Genomic DNA, 26,084 nt, shown 5'->3' on the forward strand with positions numbered 1-26,084 from the left:
CGTATTTAAACCGCTTATTCTTAGATTAGCCGAACTCCCCCCCCCTACCGACGTCGGGGGGGTTGCCTCTTGCAAGAGTGCCTCGTCGCAACAAGCAATTTAAATTACGAACAGCTTATCACTGTAAGTGTTTAAAAAATAACTCCTCGTAAGGATACCAACTGGCACTTTTACCTACCCCCCCGAATACTTGATACCTTTGCCGGTTCCGGATTGACCAATAACGAGCAAGAACTCTGCCGAGCTTCCAGTAACGAACACTTACAGAGTCTTCTGGGAGAGCATAAAGCCTATATTTTCACCCTCATCCAGAAATTCAACCAAACCGTCAATCCCGACCAACCCTACAACTCCCGAAACGATATTATCATTATCAGCGACGAAGCCCACCGAACCCAGTACGGAACCCTAGCCAGCAACCTCCGGGCTGCACTTCCGGGTGCTGGTTTTATCGGTTTTACCGGCACCCCTGAAAGCTCATACACTTATGCAAGCGATCGCTCGTGCTAACCGGGTTAACGAGGGCAAAACCAACGGTTTAATCGTGGATTACTGCGGAATCCTCAGAAATCTCCGCCAAGCTCTCGCCCATATCGCCCAAATTTCCGATCAGGGACGCAGGGAAAACCATCTTAGTCTCGACCCCACGAAACCGCAAGAAAATTTACTGGATGAATTGGCCCGATCGAGGCAGTTAAAGAATTTTTGGGGGAAAGTAACGCATCCCTAGACGCGCTCCTCGAATATAAAATACCTAGTTTCGCCTTCAATAAAGCCATTAACGACGCGAAAGAAGCGATCAATCGAAGTGATCAGGCCCGACAAAATTTTGGACTCCTCTCTCAAGAGGTCTTCCATCTTTTTAAGGCCTGTCTTAATCAGCCATCGGTTAATCACTACCGTCCGGCTCACGACACGATTAAACTTATCTATAAATGCGTTCAAGGTGATCGGGAGAAAATAGACCTCTTGTAAAAATCAAAAATTGTTGTTAGGAGTCAGGAGTCAGGAGTCAGGAGTCAGGAGAATTAGGAATGAACAATAATCAATTAAATGGTCTATTTAAGGATTTTATGCAATTTAATCCTTATTCTTACCGTTTTTGAACCCTCAAAAATTAATTATGCAAGAGGTTTAATAAGCTTTTACGCATTTAAGTTACATTGACAGCATTACCCTTATTTTTAAGTTTTCTACTCCATTTAATAATCAATCCCCCTTCATTTAAAAGCTGATTGACTACTTTTTCCAGTTCTTCTTTATTTTCAAATTCTCGATTAGCTATGTATTCTTTAGCGGAATGCCACACTAATTCTATTAGGTTGTAATCTGGACTATAAGCTGGTAAAAACTCTAGCCTAATATTGGGCAACTCTTTTTCCACCTGCTCAATAACATCTTTCTTTTTGTGATAACTAGCATTGTCTAATATAATGATAATCTTCGGCCCCTTTTCTCGAAAATCTTCGGGCAGATTTCCCAAGTTTATCCATTCTTGACGAATCTCTTCATGAAGTTTCTTTAATTGTTCATGGAAAGTTTCTGAATTTCCTTTTTTGATCATAAAACAGACTCTTTTTTTATCATTATATCTTAAGGCTCCCATCACATTCACCCTTCCTCTTTTTCTTTGCCCATTCACTTTTTTTTCGCTTTCCTTTTTTTGTCCAAGCTCTCCTTCTTATTACTCTCAAACTAAATCCACATTCATGAGGGGCTGTGTGGCGAACCTGCGTCGCCACCTTGAAAGCCCCGTCCCAAAACCATACCTGGATTGACTCTGGCTTTTCTTTCGCTAACTTTAAATATTCATCTAATTTTTCTTTAAATGCTTTTCTTAATTTCTTGTCTTGCTTATCTTCTAGACTATATTTTGCCCAGATATACACATACTTTTTTCTTCTCAATATTCTTCTCACTTGCGAGCCACTCAGTTTAATTCCTGTTTCCTTTTCTAGATGCTCTGCTAATCTTGCCGCTGTCCATCTCCCGAATTCATATCCCAATTCCTTCGGGTCTTCATCAACTATTTTCAATAGTAAATTAATATATTCCTCTGTGGCTTTTTTATGATTTCCATTTTTTCTCCCATCTTCTAGACTTTCTATATTGTTAGGATCGCCCTGAACACACCAATGGGCGACTGTTTTGAGTGAACAGCCAATAAACTCAGCTATTTCTCGTTGAGTTTTTCCGTCGTTTAGCAAGAGAAACATTAAAATTCTTTCCCTAACCTCTGCTCTTTCTTCTTCTTTAAGAGCTTTTTGTAAGTTTTTCTTTTCTTCTAAGTCTAGGAAATCTTTGGCTGGCATAAGTAGGAATTTTCTCAAGTTACTATTTCTATTTTAGGTGGTTTAAGTGCGTTTTAGCTTAGACATTGGGGAAATTCTCTTGGAAATGCGATCGGTAATCGACGGGGCGATCGATGTAACCACCGAAGCGAGGGCCGATGATACCCCACTGTACGACATCAGTAAAATCAACTTCGAGCGTCTGAAACAGGAATTCGCTAATAGCGATCGCAAGAATACCACCGTCCAAACTCTCAAAAACGCCATCGAAAATCGTCTCCGAACAATGCTCGAGCAGAATCTGCAACGGACGAACTTTCAAGAGCATTACGAGCGGATCATCGCTGATTATAATTTCGAGAAGGAGCGGGTGGCGATCAAACAGACCTTCGAGGCCTTATTAGAATTCATTCAGGAACTCGATCAAGAGTCCCAACGGGCGGTTAGCGAGGGATTAGACGAGGAATCCCTAGCCCTGTTCGACCTTTTAACCAAAGAGAATCTATCACCGCAAGACATTGAAAAAATTAAACAGATCCCCACGCAGCTTTTGAAAACCCTAAAACAAGAGAAACTAAAGATCGATCGTTGGCCAGATAAAGAATCCAGTCGGGCGGAGGTTAAAACTACTATTCACAACTTTTTATACAGCGATAATACTGGTTTACCCGTCGATCTCTACACGGAAGAAGAAGTGGAAGAAAAAACGGAAGAAGTCTTCCGCCACATCCGGCGAGTTTATCCGAGTCTGCCTTCGCCTTATTACAGTGCGGCTGCCTAGATTCTGGACTGTCCATATTTCGCTTTTCCGAAGTTGCTGATTTTAGCTCTAATAATCACCACCGTTCCTAAATATTTGGGCTCTCCTCGACTTTGTGTGATAATCAGTGCTGATCATTCTTAGGAGTCTTGCCAGACAAGGCTTTAAAGACTATGTTTCCAGAAAATTAGGCTCTTCTAGGTTCTGTGTGATAAGTTTAACTTACATAGGATCGATCTTTGTGTCCTCTGTGTCTCTGTGGTTCCCTCCACTCCCTCGCCAGCAGGACTGTATCTCAGAATACATTTTACCCACCAAATCCAAAAGAGCCGAAAATTATCGGCCCTTGTTGATCGTTTAAGTCCCATTAAGAATAAATAGGGTCTTTTTCCAGCAATCCTAGCAATTTTTGCATTTTAATCCAAGCTCTTCTCATTTGCCAGAATTTACTTTTTTCCATGGCGGCTATTTTACTGTCAGCTTCTCGATAATCCAATTGGGTTTTTTGCAATTCTTGTTGCAATTCTTGCTCATTAATTTCTAATTGTTTAATTCGTTCTCTGGCCCGTTCCAACTGAGCGAATATATCGACTCTTAAGGTGACCAAAGCAGCAAAAATGGCTTGGATATTTTGGGAGTAAAGTTGGGGATGATTATCAAAAAGTTGGGTATAGGAATAAATATATTGTTCTGCGGTCATTGAGCGACTCATAGAAGCAGCTTTTTGCCGATAGAAAAATAACACTTCCGGGATACGATAGACTTCTCGACCTAATTCGATCAGAGATAACCAAAAATCGTGATCTTCCCAACCATAAATTAAATTAGTATTATAGCCCCCCACAGTTTCCCAATCAGATTTCCGAAACAAACCGGAGCAAAATATCATATTATCTACTAATATATCGGGAAATTTATACTCAGGCAGCGGCCAAGTTCCTTGTTTATCCCCAAAATACTCCGCTTCGCAATAAACTATCCCTAATTGCTGATTACCTTCTAGCAAAGTAACCGCTTTTTCTAGATAGGAATCGGCAATTTTATCATCGGCATCAAGGGGAAGAATATAGGTTCCTTGTCCTTGGGCAATTCCTAGATTTCTCGCTGTGGCAACCCCTTGATTTTCTGTGCGGATGATCCGGGTTTTTGGCTGTTGATAATCTTGTAAAATCTCGATGGTTTCCGGTTCTGTGGAGCCATCATCAATGACAAGGATTTCAAAATCTTGGTATGTTTGTACCAAAATAGATGCGATCGCATCATCGAGATAGGAACCTTGATTATAGCAAGGAATAATTACGGAAACTTGAGGAGCATGACTCATTGGGGGCAATTCTCTCCCACTCGGGCAAAAACTAGGTTATCAATAGCTTATCCCAAAAGTTCCCCTTTCTCATTTTTCTACGTCGAGGAAGTGTTGATATCCCCACTCGCAATTTCGGGATAGTAGGACATATTATGGATAAATCCTTAAATTATTCTAATTGCTAGACAAAATCACCCAATTGGGTGATCCCCGTGAGGGAAGTATCTCTTTTTAATAGAGGATAAGTTATTCAATAATCCGATTATCGTTACAAATGATACTTAATCATGGAAGCTCATCAACAAAAACAACTCCGCCTTTTTCTCTTGGAAAAATTAGCAATTTCCCCCCGTTCCCTCGATATGGCCCTGCGTCTCTGTGAAGCATCGGTGGGTTCATTACCGATGGTTTTATGGCAGTACGGGTTAATCGATTTGTCGCAATTGAATCAAGTTTTTGACTGGATGGAAACTGTCTAATTATTTTCCAATAATAGTTCGTTAATTATCATTTTTATTAAGAGAACTGACCAATCCCCAGAGCGGCAATTTATTTAATTTTATCCCCCTGGATTAAGTCGCATTAAGGTTTACCATAGCCGAAAACCTCACCTTTGCTGGCACTAATTAAACTGGCTATCATCCGCTATTCCCCCCGTTTTAATTCGAGATTTATCTGGTCTAACATAATAATTTATCCACTTGATCGCCTTTTTGCTTGTCATGACAGTAAGATAGGAAGAAATTAGTCATCGACTATATGGAACTCTTTTAGGGCCGGATAAAAGTTAAGATTTTCGTGGCTAGGACGACTGAGTTTAATCAGGGCAAACCGTTGGGAGGGTGGCAATTTTTGCCATTGTTCTAAACTAATTTCGATCTGGAATTCTCGGGCTTTTTCTAGGACTGTATCGGGAATCTGGCTATCATCTAGCCAAGGGGGATGGGGATCTATCGCTAGTTCTCCCGGGGGAGTGCCAGTTTTTTCGGTGATTAATTTTTGCAGAAAATCTCGATAGATTTTGGCTTCTGCTGCCGTCGTACAAGCCATATTAACTAATACCATTCTTTCTGGTTGAGTTAACTGCATCCAATGGGATAATTTTAATTTAACTCCACAGGTATCTAGTTTCATTCTTACTGTCATCGGGATACAACGTAAGGAGTCAACAAATTCGGACTCAAATTCAAAAAAGGTGGTCATATAATTTTATCGGTTTAGTAACTGGGCTCTTCTAGGTTCTGTGTGATAAGTTTAATTGACATAGGATCGATCGATCTTTGTGTCCTTTGTGTCTTTGTGGTTCGTTCCACCCCCTCGCTAGGATAAATGTATCTTAAAATACATTTTACCCACCAAAGCTGGGAGAGCCGTAACTGGGCAAAATGTTATTTTTGTTGAATCAAATCGTCTCTATATTGCTGACTAGAAATGAGAATTTTCTCTAGTTCCTGCCATTGTTCTCCTGCAATATAGTCAATAATTTGATCAAGATTTTGCCGATAATTTGCCAAGGTTATCAATAAAGCTTGACGATTGTATTGAGCCATCATTAAACCTAATTCGGGATTGCCACCACCGACGCGACTGGTATCGCGAAAACCAGAACTAGCTAAATTTTCCGCTAATTCGCGAATATTCGGGTCTTGTTCTTGCGCGCAAGCTTGGATTAAACTGGTACTAATCATTACTGGCAGATGGGAAATCCAGGCCACGGCTCGATCGTGTTCTTCGGGGGAGGAATAGTAAATTTTACAGCCTAACTTGTGTACTATTTTAGTTAGGATTTCTAGGGCAAAGTTAGGGGTAGATTCAAGGGGAGTAATCAGATAGGGGGTATTGACAAATAAACCCAATTGTGCTGCATTAATTCCCTGTTCGGTTTTCCCGGCCATAGGATGACTACCGACAAAATTGGGCCACAATTGACTACAATTGGCGACGATTGCCCCTTTAACCGATCCCACATCGGTGACAATGGCTTGGGGTTTTAAATAGGGAGTTAATTTGTGCAAAGTTGGCACAATTAAATGTATGGGAGTACAGATAAAGATTAAATCGGCAGTAGCCAATAATTCTAAACTGGTGCTGGATTCGTCTACCACTCCTTTTTCTACGGCGATATCACAGGTGGATTGTTGACGGGAAACTCCCAAAACCTTATAAGCTTGTGATCGAAAATCTAACCCCAAGGAACCACCGATTAAGCCCAGTCCGATAATGCCAATATTCATTAGTTTTACTCAAAGATAATTTCGTCTTCCACTCGCCAAGCGGGATCAACAATGCACAAAAAAACTAAGGGTTCCTCCCCACAATTATGAATATATTGTTTAGCCAGAGGAGGTATATAAATGGCAGCACCGACGGTCACTAATTGCACTTCCTCATCGATGTGCATTTCCCCTTGTCCTTGCAGAATATAATAAACCTCCGCAGTTTTTAAAGCGTGGGGAGTAGAAGTTTCCCCCACATCTACCTGGGCATGGGCTAAACTATAACGTAGATTTAACGGCTGTTTATCGGGATGCAATAACTCCCGTAATCGGGTATGATCACCGGCGATGAATTCCTCACATTCGAGCAGTTTTCTGATTAACATAGTAAAATTAGACCTCGAAGATTGTTTTTATTTTATCATTGAGTTAAAGACTAAAGACTAATAGCCGTTATCATAGAAATATTCAGCATCGCCAGAATTAACGAATGACTTGGTTAGAACATAGTGTACAAGTAGAAGTGGACGCGCCGATCGATCTGGTTTGGGAGCTCTGGTCAGATTTAGAACAAATGCCCCACTGGATGAAATGGATCGAATCGGTGAAAATTCTCGAGGAGGAGCCAGAGCTTTCCCGTTGGAAGTTAGCCAGTGGTGGTTTAGAATTTACTTGGTTGTCACGGATACTGAAAATTGTCCCCCATCAGATGATTCAATGGGAATCCGTGGACGGGTTGCCTAACCGCGGGGCAATTCGTTTTTATGACCGTCATGGTAGGAGTATTGTGCGACTGACAGCAGCCTATGCTATACCTGGTTGGTTAGGAAAATTGATGGATAATCTTTTCCTCGGTCGAGTGGTAGAATCAACCCTGCAAGCCGATCTAGAGCGTTTTCGCCTTTATGCGCTCAATATTGTCAATAATACACCGCCAAGGTGAGGTAATCATTAGCAGTAAGCTGTTGACTATCTAAAACACTTGTTAAGACTGTCTATGAACAAGGAGAGGTGGGTAGCATTTGTACTAAAATTTCCCGTGCGCGGTTTTAAGGCAGTACAGCTTATTGCTGACTACGGACGACCGACTCCCCAAAACGGAAACTTTCTACCTCACCATGAAGATAACTGCCATAAGATTTAAGAGACTGTTTAGCAATAAACTGGATAGACTCGCTTGACAAAATTTTTTTAGACAGATATTAGAGTTCTTGCATAATTAATTTTCGAGAGTGCAAAAATGAGAAAAATAGACATAAAATTGCATAAAATCTCTAAATAGAGCATTTAATTGATTAATGCTCATTCTTAATTCTCCTGACTCCTGACTACTGGCGCCTGACTCCTCACCTAAGGTCAGATTTTTGATTTTTGCAAGAGGTCTATTGCACACAATTCTTGCTCTTCGGCCAATTTAGTGGCCTTAAGTGCCTTAACTTCCCCTAAACTAGGGGAAAAACAACTTAAACTGGGGTATGAAGTCATTACCGTCGCCGCCGGTTTCCCGACCACAGTTAATCCCACTTTTAAAATCAGCTAATTCCCGTCTTTTTAGACGTTAAATTACCCGGTTATGACCTCGACATCGAGCAGCTAGAACCGGCCTTGTCAGAGAAGACTAAAGCGATTATGATCGCTCATAAGCTGTTAAGCATTTAAATTGCTTGTTGAGACGAGGCAAGAGGCAAGAGGCAACAGTAAAGGGATTGGGGGAGATTCGGCTAATCTTAAGAATAAGTGCTTTAAATGCGTCTTAGCTTACCCTGGGAAATCGGTTTAATTTAGAAGCGGTGATGGCTTTTGCTGAAAAACATCACCTCTGGGTAGTTGAGGATAACTGTGATGCGGTAGGAAGTCTCTATAATCAGGGTTTTATCCCTAGAAAAGTCCCCGTTTACTTAATAAAGAAAATTGGACAAATTTATATAATAATGCTTGGTAGTGAAGCTTCTCAATAATTGACCCCCCATGACTTGGTTATATAAAACCCCCGGTATTCCCGATGAACTGTTTGAACGTTTGCCCGGGATTCCCTTGAGTAAACGCGAGGTGAGATTATTGATGATTTCCGCTTTGCGGTTAGGTGATGGGGGGGTTTTCTGGGATATCGGCGCAGGAACCGGCACTATTCCCGTTGAAATTGGCTTATTATGCCCCAATAGTCCGATTATTGCCATTGAAAGGGATGAAGAAGTGGCCAGTTTAATCCGCCGTAATTGCGATCGCTTCGGGGTAAAAAATGTTACGGTTTTTGAAGGCAGCGCCCCGGATTGTCTGCCCAATATATCCCTAGCACCCGATCGCGTCTGTATCGAGGGCGGCAAACCGATTAAATCGGTCCTGCAAGAAGTGTGGCAATACCTGAAACCCAACGGCCGCATCGTGGCCACGGCCAATAACTTAGAAACCCTCTATCAATTTTCCGAAGGCTTTTCTAATTTACAGGCGCGTAATATCGAGATTGTCCAAGCGGCAGTAAATCGCCTAGAAACTAGGGGTATTCACCAAATTTTTGCCGCCGTTGATCCCATGTTTATCCTGAGCGGCGATAAACTTTAATTGTGGATAACCTTCCATAAAGTTTTCTTAATCTATATAATTAAAACAATGCCGCCTAACTTTTCTGGATTAACCATGCCTTGGCCACGCATTGTCAGCGCTATTTTTGCTATTGCCTTCGCACTGGGAATTATTATCGTTGGGGGTTGGTATTTCACCCTCGGCATCGGTGTTATCGTCTTTTTGGGACAATTAGAGTATTTTCGCTTAGTTCGCGCCAAAGGCATTGAACCGGCCGCTAAAACCACTCTCGTAGTTTCACAATTACTACTGCTGACGGCAACTATGGCAGCCCCCCTCACCGATGCCATGTTTCCCCTGGCCGGGGCGTTAATTTGTTTTTATCTGCTCTTTCAGCCAAAAATGGCGACAATTGCCGACATTTCCACCTCAATTCTCGGTCTGTTTTACGGTGGTTACTTACCCAGTTATTGGATTCGTTTACGGGTCGGTTTTTCCCCGGAAAGTAGTCCCGTGGCCATGGCCAGTAACTTACCCCTGATGGGATATTGGCCGGAATCGTGGATGGAACCGAAATTATTCCCGGCCGCTTTGACGGTGACTTTTCTGGCCTTCGGTTGCATTTGGGCCGCCGATATCGGAGCCTATATCATGGGAAAATGGTTAGGAAAAACCAGTTTATCGCTGATTAGTCCCAAAAAAACCGTGGAAGGTTCCTTTTTTGGCATTTTAGGCAGTATAGCGGTGGCCGAGGTGGGTGCTTGGTATTTAGATTGGCCCTATTGGCAGCTGACGGGCCTAATTTTGGGCCTATTAATTGGTATTGTCAGTTTATTGGGCGATTTGACCGAATCGATGATGAAACGCGATGCCGGGGTCAAGGATTCCGGACAGTTAATCCCCGGTCACGGTGGTATACTCGATCGCACTGATAGTTATGTCTTCACCGCTCCCCTAGTATATTATTTCGTCACTTTACTGCTGCCCTTGTTGCGTTAGTAATTTGTATCTTCTCCAAGTGCTAGATTAAAGATTAAACCCAAATTTGCGATTATGTCAGCAGTCGTCCATCCCCGGGGTAAAGTTTATCTTCTCGGCGCGGGAATCGGTCAGAGCAGTTTTCTCACCCTGCAAGCGCGAGCAATTTTAGCCACGGCCGAGGTTTTGCTGTATGATGCCCTAGTGGATAGTCAAATCTTCTCCCTAGTGCCGAAAACCTGTGTTTTAGTCGATGTTGGCAAACGGGGGGGACAACCCGGGGCCGAGCAGAATCAGATTAATCGGATACTGGTTAATTATTGTCAAGAGGGAAAACGAGTTATTCGGCTTAAAAGTGGTGATCCGGGGGTTTTTGGGCGAGTATATCCTGAAATGTTGGCCCTAAAGCAGGCTGACTGTGATTTTGAACTGATAACCGGTATTTCCTCCGCTTTAGCCGCTCCTTTATTGGCTGGAATTCCCCTGACGGAAAAGGATATTAGTCGCTGTTTTGCGGTCTTGAGCGCTCACGATCCCGAGTCTCTCGATTGGTCAGCTTTAGCTAAAATTGATACGCTGGTGCTATTGATGGCCGGTCAGTCTTTAGGGCAAATTATCGAGAAATTATACCAAAATGGGCGTAATATTGACGACTCGATCGCTATTATCCGTCAGGCGGGACGCAAGGATCAACAAATTTGGCGCGGCACTTTAGAAAATATTCTCGCTCAAACCGCCGGGGTGTCCCTCTCACCCTCTATTATGGTCATTGGTCAAGTTGTGGATCTGGCGATTATGTCCTCTCCCCCACCCCTAGGCGGTAAAACTATTGTTATTACCCGTGCCGCCGAGCAAACGAGTCAATTTAGCGAAATTTTGCAAAATCAAGGTGCAGAAGTCCTAGAAATGCCCGCTTTAGAGATTCGTCCCCCCGACCGTTGGCAAGGTTTAGACGATGCCATCGCTCAGTTACAAGAGTTTGATTGGCTGATTTTAACTTCTGCCAATGCTGTTAATTTTTTCTTTGATCGCTTGACATTTTGGGGAAAAGATGCTAGGGCTTTAGCGACCGTAAAAATCGCCGTGGTGGGCAAAAAAACCAGCCAAGTTTTGCACTCACGAGGATTAAAAGCGGATTTTATCCCGGGGGATTTTGTCGCCGATGCCTTGGTAAACGAGTTTCCCGACCCGATTAAGGGTCAAAAATTCCTCTTTCCTCGCGTGGAAACGGGAGGGAGAGAGATATTAGTTAAGGAATTAACGGCCAAAGCCGGTCAGGTGACGGAAGTGGCCGCATATTATTCCGGATGTCCGGCACGCATGGATAGTGGCATCTGGGAAGCGTTTCGAGATGGGAAAGTCGATATAGTCACCTTTGCCAGTTCCAAAACCGTCCAGAATTTTTATCAGTTATTGCGACAAGAAACGGCAGAATTATCGGTTAATTCCCTCTTAGAAAAAGTTTGTCTGGCTTCTATCGGTCCGCAAACTTCAAAAACCTGTCAAGAGTTATTTGGTCGTGTTGATATCGAGGCGCGAGAATATACCCTAGAAGGATTGACTAGCGCTTTAATCGAGTGGAGTAAGACCTGACATCCTCGCCGCCGTATTTGCGGCAGCCGGGGTTGGGAGGATCAAAGCCCCTTATCAAGAAGGATCAAAGCCCCCCTTATCAAGCTATCCATTAGTCACATCTTTCTTAACATAAAATTTGACAAAAAGAGAGGCTCTTCGGGAATTGTTATGCAAATAATTAACTTAAAATAAAATTCGATGAGAGTATCTACGCTCAAAAATAGATGAAACCTATACAGAGAAAAATTTAAGGCACAAACAGGTTAATGCCAAAAGATAGAGAATTGAGTTAAAATTTGATATAATTGCCAAAAACCAGAGTATTTTAATTATGATACTTGACAAATTTTTGAACCTAAAAGGAACCTCTATTCAAGGCTATCGACATCTAGAAAATATCGGTATAGTCTTCCGAATTGAATCGAAAAATCAAAAAGTAATCTGTCCTCGTTGTGGGTTAGAGAGCGATAAACTACACCAAAATCATCGACATTTAGTCAAAGATTTACCAATCTCAGGACAACCAGTGTACCTACAAGTTAATCGTCGTCAATTTAAGTGCGATAATTGTCGAAAACCCTTTAGTGAAGAGTTAGATTTTGTCGCCAGTAAACGAACCTATACGAAAAGACTAGCCGAGAATATACTCGAACAATTAAAAGAAGGAGATATTTTAAATGTTAGCCGAAGAAATGACGTAACGGAAGAAGAGATTCAAAGAATTCTAGAGGACATTGCCGAAGAAATTACAGAGACAGATTTATCGGAATTAAAAAGACTAGGAATTGACGAAATCGCTCTAGTCAAAGGACAAAAAAAATTACTGTGCGGTTTTAGTAAATTTAGATACGGGAAAACTAATAGCTATTCTAGAGAAGCGAACACAAGAAGAGTTGAGAGAAACGCTTACGGGGTGGGGAAAAGAGGTGTTAGAGCAAATTGAAGAAGTGAGCATAGACCTTTGGTTGCCCTATAAAAATCTGGTGAAAGAATTGATGCCATCGGCCGAGGTAGTCGCTGATAGATTCCATGTAATGAAACAAATTAATCAAGAGTTAGACGAACAGAGAAGAGCGGAAAAAAGAGCCGTAGAAGCGCAGAAAAATAAAAAACAGAAAGCGGAAAAAGAAGCGAAGCTAGAAGTTTTAAAGCGAAGTAAATATAGCCTGTTAAAAAATGAAAAAGATTTAACGGAACCCCAAAAAATCAAACTAGAAGCTATCAAAGAAAATTTTCCAAATTTGAAAAAGATGCAGGAATTAAAGGAAGAATTTAGAAAGATTTATGAAACCTCAGAGAATCCGACAGAGGGAATGCTATCCATCTCGGAATGGTTGGCAAAATCCTCCAGTGTTTTTACCAAGAGTTGTCAAACAATCCGAAACTGGTTTGGAGAAATCATTAGTTATTTTGAGCGAAGGACAACGAATGGGGTGGTCGAGGGAATCAACAATAAACTTAAACTAATAAAACGGAGAGGCTATGGCTTTAGAAACTTTCGGAATTTTTGGGTTAGAAGTATGTTGTCTTGGCATCTTGTCTGTTGATTTAGCATAAAGAGTAACGAAGAGCCATAAATCTCAGATTATGAACGTCTAAAGTATATTCATAATAAATTTGGCAGAGGATTAAAGATTAATTATTGTGACTAACTCTTTTGGTTAGAAAAAGATAAACTTGAGAATCTTCAGTCAAATTTATTGACTCAAAATCAGCTGTACTTAATTTAAATGAAACAGCCCTAGGGGCAAGGGGGGGTGGGGGGTTGGGGGGGTAGCCTTTTGCCTCATCTCAACAAGCAATTTAAATTAAGAACAGCTTATCTTTTGGGCTATTCTTAGTTTAGCCGAACGAGAACGAGGATTTTTAGCCTGTTCTTCCCGGCTGGGGATAATCGGCTTTTTCGTGATAATTTTCAAGGAATTATCTTCGCGAAAGCCATACTTGATCAGACGATCTTCTAGACTATGAAAACTGATCATAGCGATAATTCCCCCGGATTTTAGCCAGTGGGGGGCTTGATCTAACAATTGTTGGAGAGAATCTAATTCTTGATTAACAGCGATGCGTAGGGCTTGAAAAACCCGCGTTGCCGGATGAATACGTCCATAACGGTAACTAGCGGGTACAGAACTAGCGATGACAGCCGCTAATTCAGTAGTGGTAGTAAAAGGACGTTTTTGGACGATCGAGCGAGCAATAGGACGAGATAAACGTTCTTCTCCGTATTGATAAAAAAGATCCGCTAATTCTTTTTCCTGCCAATGGTTAATAATATCGGCTGCCGTCAGGGATTGACAGCGATCCATTCGCATATCTAAGGCTGCCGTGTGGCGAAAACTAAAGCCGCGCTCGCTCTGATCGAATTGGGGAGAACTGACTCCTAAATCAGCGATAATGCCATCAAAACTGCTATTTTGTCCCTTATAATCGGCGAAGTTCCCCCACCAGAGGGTTAAACGGCTATCTAGATAGGGGGCAAGACTAATTTTAGCGGCTTCTAGGGCGCTTTGATCGCGATCGATGGCGGTTACTGTGGTTTCGGGATGAGCTTCTAAAAGCAGCCGGCTGTGTCCACCACCGCCTAGGGTAAGATCGAGATAATGCCCCCCGGGTTGAATATTTAAGCCGGCGATTAATTCTTGACTCAAAACGGAAATATGGGAAAAATTTTGATTCATTTGTACTGATAACTTCCTGAAAATGGCGATTTAACCTAGGGTTTGCGGCAAAAAGTTTGTTGGTGGGGGCAGGGTGTGGGGTGTGGGGTGTGGGGTGTGGGGTGTAGGGTGTAGGGTTTTACCGATTTTGGGGTAGTCAGTTACCTAATTTTCAGGGAAAAAGTGCCTGAATTTTACCCCCGATCACTCCAATGGTCAGCACTTTTTGAGGGGAAAAAAGTCTAAAACCCTTATCCAACAAGGTTTTTAGATTTATTCAGCCAACCCTAACCTAAAAATAACTGATAGGCCGGATTTTGACTTTCATCCCAATAGCGATAGCCGAGAGTATCGAGAAAAGCTTGCCATTGATTCATTTCATCGGGGGGGACCTGTATGCCCACGACGATGCGCCCATAATCGGCCCCGTTATTGCGATAATGGAAAACGCTGATATTCCAGTGGGGACTCATGGAGGCGACAAATTTCATTAAAGCCCCCGGTCGTTCGGGAAACTCGAAGCGATAAAATAATTCATGATCGGCTAAATGCGATCGCCCTCCCACCATGTGGCGCAGATGCAGTTTAGTCAATTCATCATCACTAATATCGAGGGTTTTAAAGCCACAAGCTTCAAAACTCTCGGCTAATTTCTTGGCATCGCTGCGATTTTCGATCTGGGCGCCGACAAAAATATGCGCTTCTTTTTCATCGGCAATACGATAACTAAATTCGGTTAAATTGCGTTTGCCGACACATTCGCAAAAACGGCGTAAACTGCCCGGTTGTTCGGGAATAGTCACAGCATACAACGCCTCGCGCCGTTCCCCTAATTCCGCCCTTTCCGCCACAAACCGCAGACGATCAAAGTTCATATTCGCTCCACAAGCCACAGCAACGAGGGTTTTATCCTCAATTCCTTCTCTTTCTACATAAGCTTTCGCTCCTGCTACCGCTAACGCCCCCGCAGGTTCTAAAATCGAGCGTGTATCTTGAAAAACATCCTTAATCGCCGCACAAATATCATCCGTATCCACGAGGATAATCTCGTCCACATACTGCTGACAGAGACGAAAAGTCTCCTCTCCCACCTCGCGCACCGCCACCCCGTCGGCAAATAATCCCACTTGGGACAAACGCACCCGATAACCGGCTTTTAGGGATTGATTCATCGCGTCTGAATCCACAGGTTCCACCCCGATAATTTTAATTTCTGGGCGTAAACGCTTGACATAGGCTGCAATACCTGATATAAGTCCACCGCCACCAATAGCGACAAAAATCGCCTCGATCGGTTGCTGATATTGTCGTAAAATTTCCATACCGATCGTACCCTGGCCGGCGATTACCTCCGGGTCATCGAAGGGATGGATAAAAGTTAAGCCTTTTTCCGCTTCTAACTGCCGCGCGTAAGCATAGGCATCATCGTAGGTGTCACCGTGCAGGACGACAATCCCCCCCCGGGCTTTTACTGCGTCGATTTTGACTTGGGGAGTGGTGACAGGCATAACGATAATCGCTTGGGTTCCCAATTGCCGCGCTCCCAAAGCGACTCCCTGAGCATGATTTCCCGCCGAGGCAGCAATTACACCTTTTTGTAACAAATCCCTTGACAAATACGCCATTTTGTTGTATGCGCCGCGCAGTTTAAAAGAGAAAACTGACTGCATATCCTCACGCTTGAGTAAAAGCTGATTGTGCAAGCGTTGGGAGAGATTGGGGGCAAATTCCAAGGGGGTTTCTTGGGCGACATCATAGACGCGTGCGGTGAGGATTTGAACCAGGTAATCGCAGTACATTATTCTTTTTTGGCGGTGGGGATTTGCGAGTCAGAGTCTAGGCTGGGCTGAGGCACGAAACCCAACCAATGTCCTATTATCAAATAATTATAATGATTTTGCCCAATTATCGGATGGGGTGTTGGGTAACAGTCGTCAACCCAACCTTGTATATGTCGCCGGGGTCGTCGTGAAAACAATCAATTGTTAAGCTAACAGACCCTATCGGGCAAGGATGAGTAAAATCAAGGGGATGCTCTCCAAAGTAACAATCAATCCCGCCAATTTCTCAGGCTGACAGGGGGACAAGCGAGCTAGAAGGTAGATAGGGCAAACGATATAGCTCTTTGTCCCTTGATGTAATCCTTCAACCGATAGTGGCTAATTTGCATTAGCTCTTCTATATTTTTTGGGAACATTTGATGTAGCTGGAGCCAATGATAGAGATGTTGACCCACATAAAAACTGCTGTGTCTGCGTTGACCTTTATATCTTTTTTCAGGTCTTGTGACATATTTTTGGATTCCCATATCCTTAATTTTTTTACCTTGCAGTGTGGCACTTGTGTACCCGATAGCTATAACAATTAAGTAGGGAGGCACAATTATTTGTAGGATGGGTTAGCGGTAGCGTAACCCATGCAGGCGTTGGGTTTCATGCTTCAACCCAACCTACGTTCATCTTATATTTAATTCCACCCACCCACTTATCAGCTTTGATAAGTAAGCTATGACGCATTTAAAGTGCTTATTCTTAAGATTAGCCGAATCTCCTTCAATCCCTTTACTGTTGCCTCTTGCAAGAGTGCCTCTTGCCTCGTCTCAACAAGCAATTTAAATTACGAACAGCTTAGCTAGGCAGAATTAAACTTAAAACAGTGAGTTTCGTATCCTCCTTTTTGAGCGCGAGCTTCGATCCCTTGTTTAACAGCGATCGCTAAATCGGACTCATCGGGAAAAATTTGACCTGCCAGTTCATGCGTTTTTCATTGATGCCATTCAATTTCAATAAGATTAGACCTCTTGCATAATTTTTTTATGGTATAATATAAGGTTTTGCTTTTTTCTCAATTCTTAGATTGAAGTGGAAAAAAGAATAAAATGTGATCTTAGGTCAGGAAATCATCTATAATTTTGCTATGTTTATTAGCAAAATTATGGATTATCAAAACTTATCAGATGAACAATTCAAACGCCGTTTCGGTGTGTATAAACAAACATATAGAAAGATGGTAGAATCAGTAAAAAGTGTTGAAGCCGACTCTAATTCACCATCTAAAAGGGGACCGAAACCTAAACTATCTATAGAAGAACAAGTTTTAGTAACGTTAGAATATTGGCGAGAATATAGAACATATTTTCACATTGGTACAAGCTGGGAACTATCAGAATCAACTATATGTCGGATTGTAAATAAGACGGAAAAAATGCTTTTACAATCGGGAAACTTCCGTTTAAAAGGAAAAAAAGCTTTACTCAATCAAGCAGAGATACCGGTCATAACGGTAATGGATGTAACGGAAACTCCCATTGAACGCCCCCAAAAGAAACAGAAAGATTTTTTGGGGGGTAAAAGAGGTTATCATACTTTAAAATCCCAATTAGTAGCTGATCAAAATACAGAGGAAATTATCTGTGTCTTTTGTGGGAAAGGCAGAGGTCATGATTTTAGTTTATTTAAAAAAAGTCGAGGTCGTTTTCATCCTTTAACTACCAGCATAGAAGACAGTGGTTATCAGGGAATAGCTGCATACCATAGTAATAGTTATACACCGAAAAAGAAACCGAAAAATAGAAAATTAACAGAGTTAGAAAAAGAGTATAACAAGGCTTTAGCCAAAGAAAGGATTATCATTGAACATATAAATAGGAAACTCAAAACCTTTAAAATCTTATCCTGTAAATATCGGAATCGTCGTCGAAGATATAGTTTAAGAGTTAACTTGTTGGCGGCTATTTATAACTGTGAGTTAGGGATAGGTATAGCAGCTTCTTAAAAGTTGCCTAAAGATTAATCAAGTCAAGGAGAATTTATTCTCAATTATAAAAATTGAGATAGTTTGTGCCGCTTAAATAAAGAGGTTTTGATAACCAAATTAAAGCAGCTCTAAAGAGTTTTGAGTTAAAAGTTAAACTTCAAGTTTTCATTCAGGACGAATGTACTGATTAACTAATTTTTTGGGGAAAATTAGTTAACCCATCATTATAACATATAATTAATTTGCAAGAGTTCTAGTTCTAATGAAGCTTACTTCGCCATGTTATCTTGGTGTTTTGTGCCTAAATTTCCCCGCAAGTCAGCCCCCTGTCTCGGCCAGTGCGAGTCGCTATTCTCGGAGCAACACGAGCAGTCGTGACTAAATTACTCGAATTCCGCTATTTTCCTTTCGTAAGATTAGAGCCATGAACAAAACAGATGTAATGAGTTGGATTTATTTTAGTCATCCAAAAAAAGCTGATATTGTCAATATTTTAATAATTATTGCCATATGGACTGTGATGGTAATTGTCGTCAATCCTTTGGGTAATTTTCCTCTTAATGATGACTGGGTTTATGGACTGGCAGTAAAATCGATTCTGGAGAAAGGTGATTTCCGCCTTCCCAGTCCAGCCCATACTAACCTATTTTTTCAAGCCTTTTGGGGAGCCTTATTTTGCCTTCCTTTTGGATTTTCATTTACCGCATTACGCTTCTCAACTTTAACCTTAGGATTAATCGGTGCGATTGGTACTTACCTGCTGCTTAGAGAAGTTAATGCCAATCAGAAAATCTCTTTGTTGGGTGCTTTGCTGCTAGTGGTTAATCCTCTATACTTTGGATTAGCTAACAGCTTTATGACCGACGTTCCTTTTGTGGCTTTAAGTGTCCTATCTTTCTATTTTCTTATCAGGGGATTGAAGCGGGAATCAATAATTGAAGTTATTCTGGGTCTTTGCCTAGTTTATATCAATATTTTGATTCGCCAATACGCCATAGTGATTCTTTTATCATTTGCCCTAGCATACTCGTTTAAACAAAGATTTAAAATAAAGTTTTTGTTTGCTAGTTTTGTCATATTTTCTTCAGGGATTTTACTGCATAGATTTTATCAAAACTGGCTTGATTCTACCGGTCGCACTCCCGTAATAGCAGAGAATGTGTTAAGTACACAACAATTAGATTTTCGCAACCACATGATCATGATTTCACTGATATACATAGGTTGTTTTATTTTCCCTCTCATAGGGATCTTTTTCGTAAAAAAATTAAAAGAAATATCTCGCCGACAGAAAACCATAACGATCTTGAGTATATCTAGCTTTTTTGTTGTCGTGATGGGTAGATTGATTTGGCAAGGCAAAACTATGCCATTAATTGGAAATGTCCTACGTTATTTCGGCTTAGGGCCTTTAACCCTTCGAGATACTTTTCTCTTGAAGGTAAATCTTCCCTCCTATTCCCTGGGACTAAAAGTATTTTGGTTGATAATCACGGCTATGGGTGTCTTAGGGGCGGTTTTATTGCTTTACTACTTATGTTTAGCAATCATTCAAACTTTTTCAGAATCGGAAAAATGGTTAAAAGTGCTAATACTTTCAGCAATATCGATATATATTTTTCTTTTTGGAGTAAAGTCTCCTTTTGATCGTTATTTTCTGTTTCTTTTACCATTATTTATGGTACTTTTAGTAGTTTCAAATAACTATATTAACGAACGAGATATTGGCAAAAAAATAACTGCTTTTGCCTTGACAATGATCTTTATTTGGGGCGGATTTACTATGGCTGCAACCCATGACTACTTAGCCTGGAACCGAACTCGGTGGCAAGCCTTAAATGATTTGATGGAACAGGGAGTTACTCCTGAATATATCGATGGGGGATACGAATTTAATGGCTGGTATTTAAACGATATAAAATATGAGCCGCAGCGGGGTAAAAGTTACTGGTGGGTAAATCGTGATGACTACATGATTTCCTCTGGATTGCTCAAAGGTTATCAAGAAGTCAAACGCTATCCTTTTACAAGATGGCTGCTTTTAAAGCAAGATAATGTTTTTGTTCTCCATAGGATTACTGAAGATAAAACTAATGGGACTTAAACGCTCAAACGATCAAATCGAGTACAATCGTTATAGAGTCAATACTTAACGTTGAGAGAGCGGCTATGAAATAGATAACCCCAGCCGCGATACCTCTCTTGCGTTGACCGATGGTGCGGGCGTTTTGACAATTGAGAAGAAAATTATCTCCATTCTTGTCCATTTTGGTCAAAATAATCAATAATCCTCAACCTTGGTGATTAAAAAAGCGTTAATTGCTTTTTTCTCCCTGCTCTCTGCTGGAGAGAGAAAAAATCCCTAACCGAGCAGTATTGACGGCCCCGCCATCACCCCGGCAATTTGTCGGTCTAACTGTTCTAAATTTTCCGCCGGTTCAAGGCAGCATAACCCTTGACAAATTAACCCAAATGTGCTAGACGGCAAACTGCCATCGACGCGATACACCGCAGTGGGCAAATAGCGACCTAACAACGGCTCGATCGAGCTTTCCGGGGCCCGCAGACAGAAACCGTGACGATAGTGATCGAGGGCAACAAATAAACTGGGGCAAGCGGTGGGGGACTGTTCTAAGATGGTAGTAAAAGATTGCAAGGCCTTTTCGGCCCGATCGAGATATTCTAGATTTTCCGTCAATCGCGACAGACGCAATAAATTAGCGATCGCAATTCCGTTAGCCGAAGGGGTGGCATTATCCGTATAACCTCGCTCCCGCACGATCAGATCGAGACTATGATCGGAAGCAGTATTAAAATATCCCCCCTCATCCTCGGCCCAAAACCAGCGATCGAATTCCCCCTGTAGATCGATAGCCGCCTCTAACCAGCCAGTTTCTTGGGGATTAGCCGTTTGCAAGTCCAGTAAAGCCTTAATAAAATAGGCAAAATCCTCCGATTGGGCTAAAACCGAGGCCTGACCCTGATAATTCAAGCGCTGAAAACGTCCATCTAACCACTGATGCTTGAGAATAAACTCGGCCGCGACCGTAGCCATTTGCCAGTACAAAGGTTCGCCAAAGACGGCAAAGGCCCGGGCTAAACCGGAAATCATCAAACTATTCCAAGCGACGATCATTTTCGTATCCGTTACCGCCGGAATTCGTCCCGGCCAAGAGACGGTTTTCGCCTCCTGATTGTCTCTGGCCGGGGGAAAAAGAGCTAATTGGGACTGAGAACTGCCATAACGCCGAATAAATAACTTATCGAGCATATTTTCTATCTCCTTCCCTAATTTTCCCCCTTGCCGACGTTGCAGCACATTACGACCCTCAAAATTCCCCTCCGCAGTAACGGTAAAATTAGCCTGCAGCAGCCCCAATTCCTCGGTCGAGAGATAATCCCTTAACTCCAGATCCGACCAGACATAAAAGGCCCCTTCCTCCGGTTCCCCATCCGTGGCCTTCTCAAAACTATCGGCATCTTGGGCCGCATAAAAATAACCTTCTGGGGCGGTCATTTCCCGTTTTAGCCAGTTAACCGTGCCTTTAATCCCTCTCTCAAAGGCCGCCTCTCGATTACCCGCACTCCACAAATTGGCTAAATATTCGACAATTTGCCCGTTATCGTAGAGCATTTTTTCAAAATGGGGAACTGTCCACGTCGAATCCACTGTATAACGATGGAATCCTCCCCCCACATGGTCATAGATTCCCCCCAGGGCCAGATCTTCCCCCCGTTGATAGGCCGCTTGCCGGAGGGAATCGTCAAAATCGTCACCAAAGCGACTACCCTGCAAAGCCAGATGAGAATATGGAATCATCGGAAAACTGGGCCGACCGTAGTTATTGGGATTAACCCGAATCACCTTTGTATTTGTCTCGATTCCTGTGGCTAAAAGGGAAGGTTCGGCTAAATTGGTCTCTGCTCGCGGTAAAATAGCCGATTGACGCAGTGCGCCCAGCATTTCGGCCGTGAATTTGCTTAATTTCTCCTTTTCCTCGTCATAATAACGACGTACCGATTGCAACACTTGCAGAAAACCGGGCCGGTTAAAGCGCGGTTGCACGGGAAAATAGGTGCCACCATAGAAGGGAATTAAACTATCGGGTGTTAGGAAGACATTCAGCGGCCAACCCCCTTGACCGACCATCATCTGCAATGCTTGCATATAGATGCTATCGATGTCCGGTCTTTCCTCGCGATCAACTTTGATCGGCAAAAAATACTGATTGAGATAATCGGCAATGGCTCGATCGGAAAACGCTTCTCCTTCCATAACCGTACACCAATGACAGCTAGAATAACCGATCGACAGAAAGATCGGTTTATCTTCTCTCCTGGCAATTTCTAGGGCGCTGTCACACCAATACCACCAATCGATCGGGTTTTCGGCGTGTTTTCGCAGATAAAGACTTTCGGATGCAGCCAGATGATTAGCCATGGGAAAAGGGGTATTTTTGCTCTTGCTGCTTATTAGTTTAAGCTAATTAGAGACTAACCGGAATCAAGCCTCTGCTCATGCTGAAAACTTCGATCGCCCTAGGATTTTTTCTCACTCAATCTTTGCCCCTTAATCCGCAAGTGCAGGGGGTGGCTAATCATTTAATTGGGGTGATGGATACGACGCAACAAGCGCAGACTAACCCCCGCATTGCTAAGGTGCAAATGACCACCTGTGCCGTGGATTTTTCCCCCAAACAGGATAGTATTTATCTTTATCAGGAACAGGCAATTATCGATCGCTTAAATCAACCCTATCGTCAAAGAATTTTAGTCATTCAACCTAGCCCCGATAATTCCACTGTGGAATCAAAAGCTTATAAGTTAAATAATGCCGCCAACTTTATTAATTTTTGTAACAAAGACTTGACAGAAAGAAAATTAAATGTATCAGATTTGGGCGAGTCGGTGTGTACTGTGTTTTTAAAACCGATAGCGGGGGGGTATCGGGGAGAAACTCCCCCCCAGGGTTGTCCCACTAATGCCAGAGGTGCGGTGAAAATAACTAATACAATTATTCTACATTCCCAGGGCATGGATACCAGCGATCGAGGTTATGATAGCCTTGGTCGGCAGGTATGGGGAGCGCAGGATAATGTCTATCAATTTCGCTGGCAAAAACCCTAAAATCGGCTTTCCTGTTTCATTAATGCCACATCGAGAGCAAAATAGGTCAAAATCAAATCGGCCCCCGCTCGTTTCATACTGATTAAAGTTTCCAAAATCAGACTTTTTTCGTCAATCCAGCCCTGTTTTGCCGCCGCTTTAATCATTGCGTATTCACCACTGACGTTGTAAGCGGCGACGGGAAGATGACTACTATCGCGCAGACGACGGATAATATCGAGGTAGGCCAGAGCGGGCTTAACCATAATAATATCTGCCCCTTCTGTTATGTCTAAACTGGCTTCCCGTAACGCTTCCCGACTATTAGCCCCATCCATTTGATAGGTTTTCTTATCACCAAATTTTGGCGCTGATTCTAAGGCATCTCGGAAGGGACCATAATAAGCAGAGGCATATTTAGCCGTATAAGCGAGAATTCCCACATCTAAATAGCCAGCCGCATCTAAAGCTCGACGGATCGCCCCAACCCTACCATCCATCATATCGGAAGGAGCGACGAAATTAGCCCCGGCTGCCGCTTGTGAGAGCGACATTTTCACTAAAACTTCTAGGGTTTCATCGTTGAGAATTTTACCGTCCTCCACAATACCATCATGACCATAAATCGAAAAAGGATCGAGGGCTACATCGGTGATAATAATTATTTCAGGGACTTCTTTTTTGATCGCTTTCACTGCCCTTGGCACTAAACCATCGGGATTATAACTTTCTCTGCCGAAATTATCTTTTTTATCTTCGGCAATCAAGGGGAAAAGAGCGATGGCATTAATGCCTAAATTATAAGCATTAACCACTTCTTTGAGCAATAAATCGAGGGAATAACGATAACAATCGGGCATAGAAGGAATAGCCACCTTTTGATTTTCTCCCTCCATGATAAAGAGGGGATAAATCAAGTCATTAACGGTTAATTCGGTTTCACGAACAAGACGGCGAATCGCTGGAGTATAACGAAGACGACGGGGACGAATCAGCATGATAAGTAGTTGAACAAAAGTAAAGTTAACCGTGGGGTAAGGAGTCGGTCGTCAGGAGTCAGTAAGAATTGCGGCAATTTACATTTCTTAAGATAGACAACAGAATTTATGTCCGACTACTTAACGGCGAGTCAAAAATAAAAAGTAAACAGTAAATAGCTGCCTTGACTCTGGTTTTTTACCTAGGAAAAAACTGGGGATAGGATGATCAAATAATCCCGATCCCCCTGAGTAATTAGTGAAAATCGGGACTATGACGAATCAAACTCATAAACTCTTGACGAGTCTTAGCAGAATCGGCAAAAATACCGCGCACGGCACTCGTAGAAGTCCAAGAACCGGGTTTTTCAACCCCGCGCATTACCATGCACATATGAGTCGCTTCAATCACCACAGCTACCCCTTGAGGTTGTAGTAATCCTTGCAAAGCATCGGCAATTTGTGCGGTTAAACGTTCCTGTACTTGCAGTCGTCTGGCGTACATTTCACAGATGCGGGCAATTTTCGATAAACCGATCACTTTCCCGTTAGGAATATAGGCAACATGAGCGCGGCCGATTATCGGTAAAATATGGTGTTCACAGGAGCTAAAAATATCGATGTCTCGGATTAAAACCATCTCGTTAGCCTCCTCATGAAAAACTGCCCCATTCAGCAATTCATCGAGGGATTGCTGATAACCAGAAGTGAGAAATTTTAGGGCTTTTACTACTCGTTTAGGAGTGTCTCGTAAACCTTCGCGATCGGGATCTTCTCCTAATCCTAACAGCAGTGTTCTTACCGCTTGCATCATCTCGGCTTCCGATACCGGCGATTTAGGTTCGGTAATCACTTCGGGAAAGTGATTGTAGTCATCATTGTCGAAAATTGCTTTGGACTTAGCTAAGGTCATAGATATTTTTACAGACTGCAATAGTTAATTGATCGGCCAAGTTTTCTGATTTTACCAATGTTAATAAATACCCTTTGCTAGAGTATTTATTTTTCTGGGCATCTAGACGATAACTAATGAAAGCTATCGGGTTATTCCCTCGTCTTTGGGGTTATCTCCGTGGCGAAACTTGGAAAAATTGATTTTCCTAGTCACCGAAAAAGTCTTGAGTATCTCCCTAGTTAATTGAGGGTAGAATTCCAAACCACAATTAGTTTATTTTGTCAAGTAGTTCATTTGTTTGCTTGGTCGTCCTACCTAAAATGATAATCGTTATCATTTTAACAAAAGATTTAGATTTACCAACAAAAATTTTGTCGCCAGATAAAATATTCCCGTTAGGTTATTTAACTTATTTTGAAGAGATAGGCAGATTTTGCGATTTTATCGCTTATATTCAGCAATATTCCTGATTTTTTGGTATTCTTCCTCCGAGTATAAATCCGCCGGAGAAGCAAGGCGATTGAGAAAGAGGATTCCTTCCAGATGATCGTATTCGTGTTGAAAGATGCGCGCCACAAAATCCCCGAAAACTTGACGGATTTCCTGACCATTGCGATCATAATAGGCCACCTCGATCCACTGATGACGGGGGACAAAACCGCGCCAATTGGGGACACTGAGGCAACCTTCCCAACCCTTGACCATTTCCTCGCTCACCTGCAAAATGCGAGGATTAATCATGGCAGTGGCCGGCATGATCGGAGCGTCGGGATAACGAGGATTGGGACCAGAAGCAACGATAAACAGACGTAGAGACCGAGCAACTTGGGGCGCGGCAATTCCCACCCCGTGGGCAGCTTGTACGGTGGTAATCAGGGAATCGATCAAATTTTGACAGTCAGCATCGAGAAAATTATCGATCTCCGGTGCTTTTTGCTGTAAAATTGGATTTCCTAATTGGGTGATCGTTAAAACTTGTGTCATCTGTCTAAAGATTAATTGTTTCCCTCTGAAAAATATTTTATCGTCAACGGCAAAATCTCG

The 26,084-nt window shown here is 42.3% G+C and carries 25 protein-coding genes and 2 pseudogenes; 16 read left to right on the forward strand and 11 right to left on the reverse strand.

Going from position 1 to position 26,084, the window contains the following annotated elements; genetic code table 11:
• The first annotated feature begins 186 nt into the window (after positions 1-186).
• The 3 genes from B5D77_RS27570 to B5D77_RS27580 are packed head-to-tail and all read left to right on the forward strand — an operon-like array spanning position 187 to position 975.
• Positions 187-510 carry a DEAD/DEAH box helicase family protein gene (locus tag B5D77_RS27570; protein ID WP_255348751.1) on the forward strand — a complete coding sequence of 108 codons (324 nt, stop codon included), beginning with the start codon at positions 187-189 and terminating at the stop codon, positions 508-510.
• A complete protein-coding gene (locus B5D77_RS27575) occupies positions 488-730 on the forward strand; it encodes a hypothetical protein (protein ID WP_253860578.1) in 243 nt (80 codons plus the stop codon). The genes B5D77_RS27570 and B5D77_RS27575 overlap by 23 nt, the downstream gene beginning before the upstream one ends.
• Positions 706-975 carry a hypothetical protein gene (locus tag B5D77_RS27580; RefSeq protein WP_253852012.1) on the forward strand — a complete coding sequence of 90 codons (270 nt, stop codon included), beginning with the start codon at positions 706-708 and terminating at the stop codon, positions 973-975. The genes B5D77_RS27575 and B5D77_RS27580 overlap by 25 nt, the downstream gene beginning before the upstream one ends.
• A 178-nt stretch (positions 976-1,153) precedes the next feature.
• Here the strand turns inward: B5D77_RS27580 and B5D77_RS25485 are convergent.
• Positions 1,154-2,312 (reverse strand): annotated as a pseudogene (locus tag B5D77_RS25485) (IS630-like element ISMae23 family transposase).
• Positions 2,313-2,358: 46 nt separating this feature from the next.
• On the opposite strand from B5D77_RS25485, the gene B5D77_RS25490 reads away from it, so the two are divergent.
• Positions 2,359-3,072 carry a type I restriction enzyme endonuclease domain-containing protein gene (locus tag B5D77_RS25490; RefSeq protein ID WP_254053023.1) on the forward strand — a complete coding sequence of 238 codons (714 nt, stop codon included), beginning with the start codon at positions 2,359-2,361 and terminating at the stop codon, positions 3,070-3,072.
• Positions 3,073-3,418: 346 nt separating this feature from the next.
• Here the strand turns inward: B5D77_RS25490 and B5D77_RS25495 are convergent, their stop codons facing one another.
• Entirely contained in the window at positions 3,419-4,375 is a 957-nt protein-coding gene (locus tag B5D77_RS25495; protein WP_008200381.1) for a glycosyltransferase, read from the reverse strand.
• A 269-nt stretch (positions 4,376-4,644) separates the two neighbouring features.
• Here B5D77_RS25495 and B5D77_RS25500 point away from each other — a divergent pair, with 269 nt between their 5' ends.
• Positions 4,645-4,836: a DUF2949 domain-containing protein gene (locus B5D77_RS25500; RefSeq protein ID WP_008200383.1), complete on the forward strand. Its 192-nt coding sequence runs from the start codon at positions 4,645-4,647 to the stop codon at positions 4,834-4,836.
• 265 nt (positions 4,837-5,101) lie between these two features.
• Here B5D77_RS25500 and B5D77_RS25505 read toward each other — a convergent pair whose 3' ends face one another.
• The 3 genes from B5D77_RS25505 to B5D77_RS25515 all read right to left on the reverse strand — a co-directional run bounded on the left by B5D77_RS25505 (position 5,102) and on the right by B5D77_RS25515 (position 6,959).
• Positions 5,102-5,560, reverse strand: coding sequence for a nitrate reductase associated protein (locus B5D77_RS25505; RefSeq protein ID WP_008200385.1), 459 nt, complete (start codon positions 5,558-5,560; stop codon positions 5,102-5,104).
• A 185-nt stretch (positions 5,561-5,745) separates the two neighbouring features.
• The gene (locus B5D77_RS25510; protein WP_008200387.1) at positions 5,746-6,591 is read right to left on the reverse strand and encodes a prephenate/arogenate dehydrogenase; all 846 of its coding nucleotides are present in this window, start codon (positions 6,589-6,591) and stop codon (positions 5,746-5,748) included.
• 5 nt (positions 6,592-6,596) lie between these two features.
• On the reverse strand, positions 6,597-6,959 hold the full coding sequence (locus tag B5D77_RS25515) for a cupin domain-containing protein (RefSeq protein WP_008200389.1): 363 nt from the start codon (positions 6,957-6,959) through the stop codon (positions 6,597-6,599).
• 104 nt (positions 6,960-7,063) lie between these two features.
• Between B5D77_RS25515 and B5D77_RS25520 the strand changes: the two genes are divergently transcribed.
• The 8 genes and pseudogenes from B5D77_RS25520 to B5D77_RS25555 all read left to right on the forward strand — a co-directional run bounded on the left by B5D77_RS25520 (position 7,064) and on the right by B5D77_RS25555 (position 13,193).
• A complete protein-coding gene (locus tag B5D77_RS25520) occupies positions 7,064-7,516 on the forward strand; it encodes an SRPBCC family protein (RefSeq protein ID WP_002737629.1) in 453 nt (150 codons plus the stop codon).
• 474 nt (positions 7,517-7,990) lie between these two features.
• Positions 7,991-8,113 carry a hypothetical protein gene (locus tag B5D77_RS27585; protein ID WP_008200398.1) on the forward strand — a complete coding sequence of 41 codons (123 nt, stop codon included), beginning with the start codon at positions 7,991-7,993 and terminating at the stop codon, positions 8,111-8,113.
• Between the two features lie 44 nt (positions 8,114-8,157).
• Positions 8,158-8,232, forward strand: coding sequence for a hypothetical protein (locus tag B5D77_RS27590; protein WP_253257798.1), 75 nt, complete (start codon positions 8,158-8,160; stop codon positions 8,230-8,232).
• Positions 8,233-8,336: 104 nt separating this feature from the next.
• Positions 8,337-8,531, forward strand: coding sequence for a DegT/DnrJ/EryC1/StrS family aminotransferase (locus B5D77_RS25535; RefSeq protein WP_255348752.1), 195 nt, complete (start codon positions 8,337-8,339; stop codon positions 8,529-8,531).
• A gap of 10 nt (positions 8,532-8,541) precedes the next feature.
• Positions 8,542-9,132 carry a precorrin-6Y C5,15-methyltransferase subunit CbiT gene (cbiT, locus tag B5D77_RS25540; RefSeq protein WP_008200401.1) on the forward strand — a complete coding sequence of 197 codons (591 nt, stop codon included), beginning with the start codon at positions 8,542-8,544 and terminating at the stop codon, positions 9,130-9,132.
• A 48-nt stretch (positions 9,133-9,180) separates the two neighbouring features.
• Complete coding sequence (locus B5D77_RS25545; protein WP_008200403.1) at positions 9,181-10,092, forward strand: phosphatidate cytidylyltransferase; 912 nt, start codon at positions 9,181-9,183, stop codon at positions 10,090-10,092.
• Between the two features lie 54 nt (positions 10,093-10,146).
• Positions 10,147-11,664, forward strand: a complete 1,518-nt coding sequence (gene cobA, locus B5D77_RS25550) for a uroporphyrinogen-III C-methyltransferase (RefSeq protein ID WP_106909922.1) — start codon at positions 10,147-10,149, stop codon at positions 11,662-11,664.
• Positions 11,665-11,977: 313 nt separating this feature from the next.
• Positions 11,978-13,193, forward strand: a pseudogene (locus B5D77_RS25555) (ISL3 family transposase).
• A 261-nt stretch (positions 13,194-13,454) separates the two neighbouring features.
• Here B5D77_RS25555 and rsmH read toward each other — a convergent pair.
• Positions 13,455-14,327 carry a 16S rRNA (cytosine(1402)-N(4))-methyltransferase RsmH gene (gene rsmH, locus B5D77_RS25560; RefSeq protein WP_106909923.1) on the reverse strand — a complete coding sequence of 291 codons (873 nt, stop codon included), beginning with the start codon at positions 14,325-14,327 and terminating at the stop codon, positions 13,455-13,457.
• 266 nt (positions 14,328-14,593) lie between these two features.
• Positions 14,594-16,105, reverse strand: a complete 1,512-nt coding sequence (ilvA, locus tag B5D77_RS25565) for a threonine ammonia-lyase, biosynthetic (protein WP_106909924.1) — start codon at positions 16,103-16,105, stop codon at positions 14,594-14,596.
• A 1,117-nt stretch (positions 16,106-17,222) separates the two neighbouring features.
• Here ilvA and B5D77_RS25575 point away from each other — a divergent pair.
• Positions 17,223-18,080 (forward strand): IS5-like element ISMae4 family transposase, encoded by an 858-nt coding sequence (locus B5D77_RS25575; protein ID WP_106910071.1) that lies wholly within the window; start codon positions 17,223-17,225, stop codon positions 18,078-18,080.
• Between the two features lie 406 nt (positions 18,081-18,486).
• Positions 18,487-20,166 carry a glycosyltransferase family 39 protein gene (locus tag B5D77_RS25580; RefSeq protein WP_106909925.1) on the forward strand — a complete coding sequence of 560 codons (1,680 nt, stop codon included), beginning with the start codon at positions 18,487-18,489 and terminating at the stop codon, positions 20,164-20,166.
• Positions 20,167-20,424: 258 nt separating this feature from the next.
• Here B5D77_RS25580 and B5D77_RS25585 read toward each other — a convergent pair whose 3' ends face one another.
• Entirely contained in the window at positions 20,425-22,503 is a 2,079-nt protein-coding gene (locus B5D77_RS25585) for a thioredoxin domain-containing protein (RefSeq protein ID WP_106909926.1), read from the reverse strand.
• 77 nt (positions 22,504-22,580) lie between these two features.
• Here B5D77_RS25585 and B5D77_RS25590 point away from each other — a divergent pair, with 77 nt between their 5' ends.
• Positions 22,581-23,189: a chromophore lyase CpcT/CpeT gene (locus tag B5D77_RS25590; RefSeq protein ID WP_106909927.1), complete on the forward strand. Its 609-nt coding sequence runs from the start codon at positions 22,581-22,583 to the stop codon at positions 23,187-23,189.
• On the opposite strand, the gene hemB is transcribed toward B5D77_RS25590, so the two are convergent.
• The 3 genes from hemB to def form a co-directional block, all read right to left on the reverse strand.
• A complete protein-coding gene (gene hemB / locus B5D77_RS25595; protein ID WP_008202087.1) occupies positions 23,186-24,166 on the reverse strand; it encodes a porphobilinogen synthase in 981 nt (326 codons plus the stop codon). The genes B5D77_RS25590 and hemB overlap by 4 nt on opposite strands.
• Before the next feature lie 235 nt (positions 24,167-24,401).
• Positions 24,402-25,058: a GTP cyclohydrolase I FolE gene (gene folE, locus B5D77_RS25600; protein ID WP_008202086.1), complete on the reverse strand. Its 657-nt coding sequence runs from the start codon at positions 25,056-25,058 to the stop codon at positions 24,402-24,404.
• A 423-nt stretch (positions 25,059-25,481) separates the two neighbouring features.
• Entirely contained in the window at positions 25,482-26,024 is a 543-nt protein-coding gene (gene def, locus B5D77_RS25605) for a peptide deformylase (protein ID WP_008202083.1), read from the reverse strand.
• Between the last annotated feature and the right edge of the window lie 60 nt (positions 26,025-26,084).

Origin of the sequence: Microcystis sp. MC19 (assembly GCF_003019735.1) — a bacterium.
Taxonomy (GTDB): Bacteria; Cyanobacteriota; Cyanobacteriia; order Cyanobacteriales; family Microcystaceae; genus Microcystis.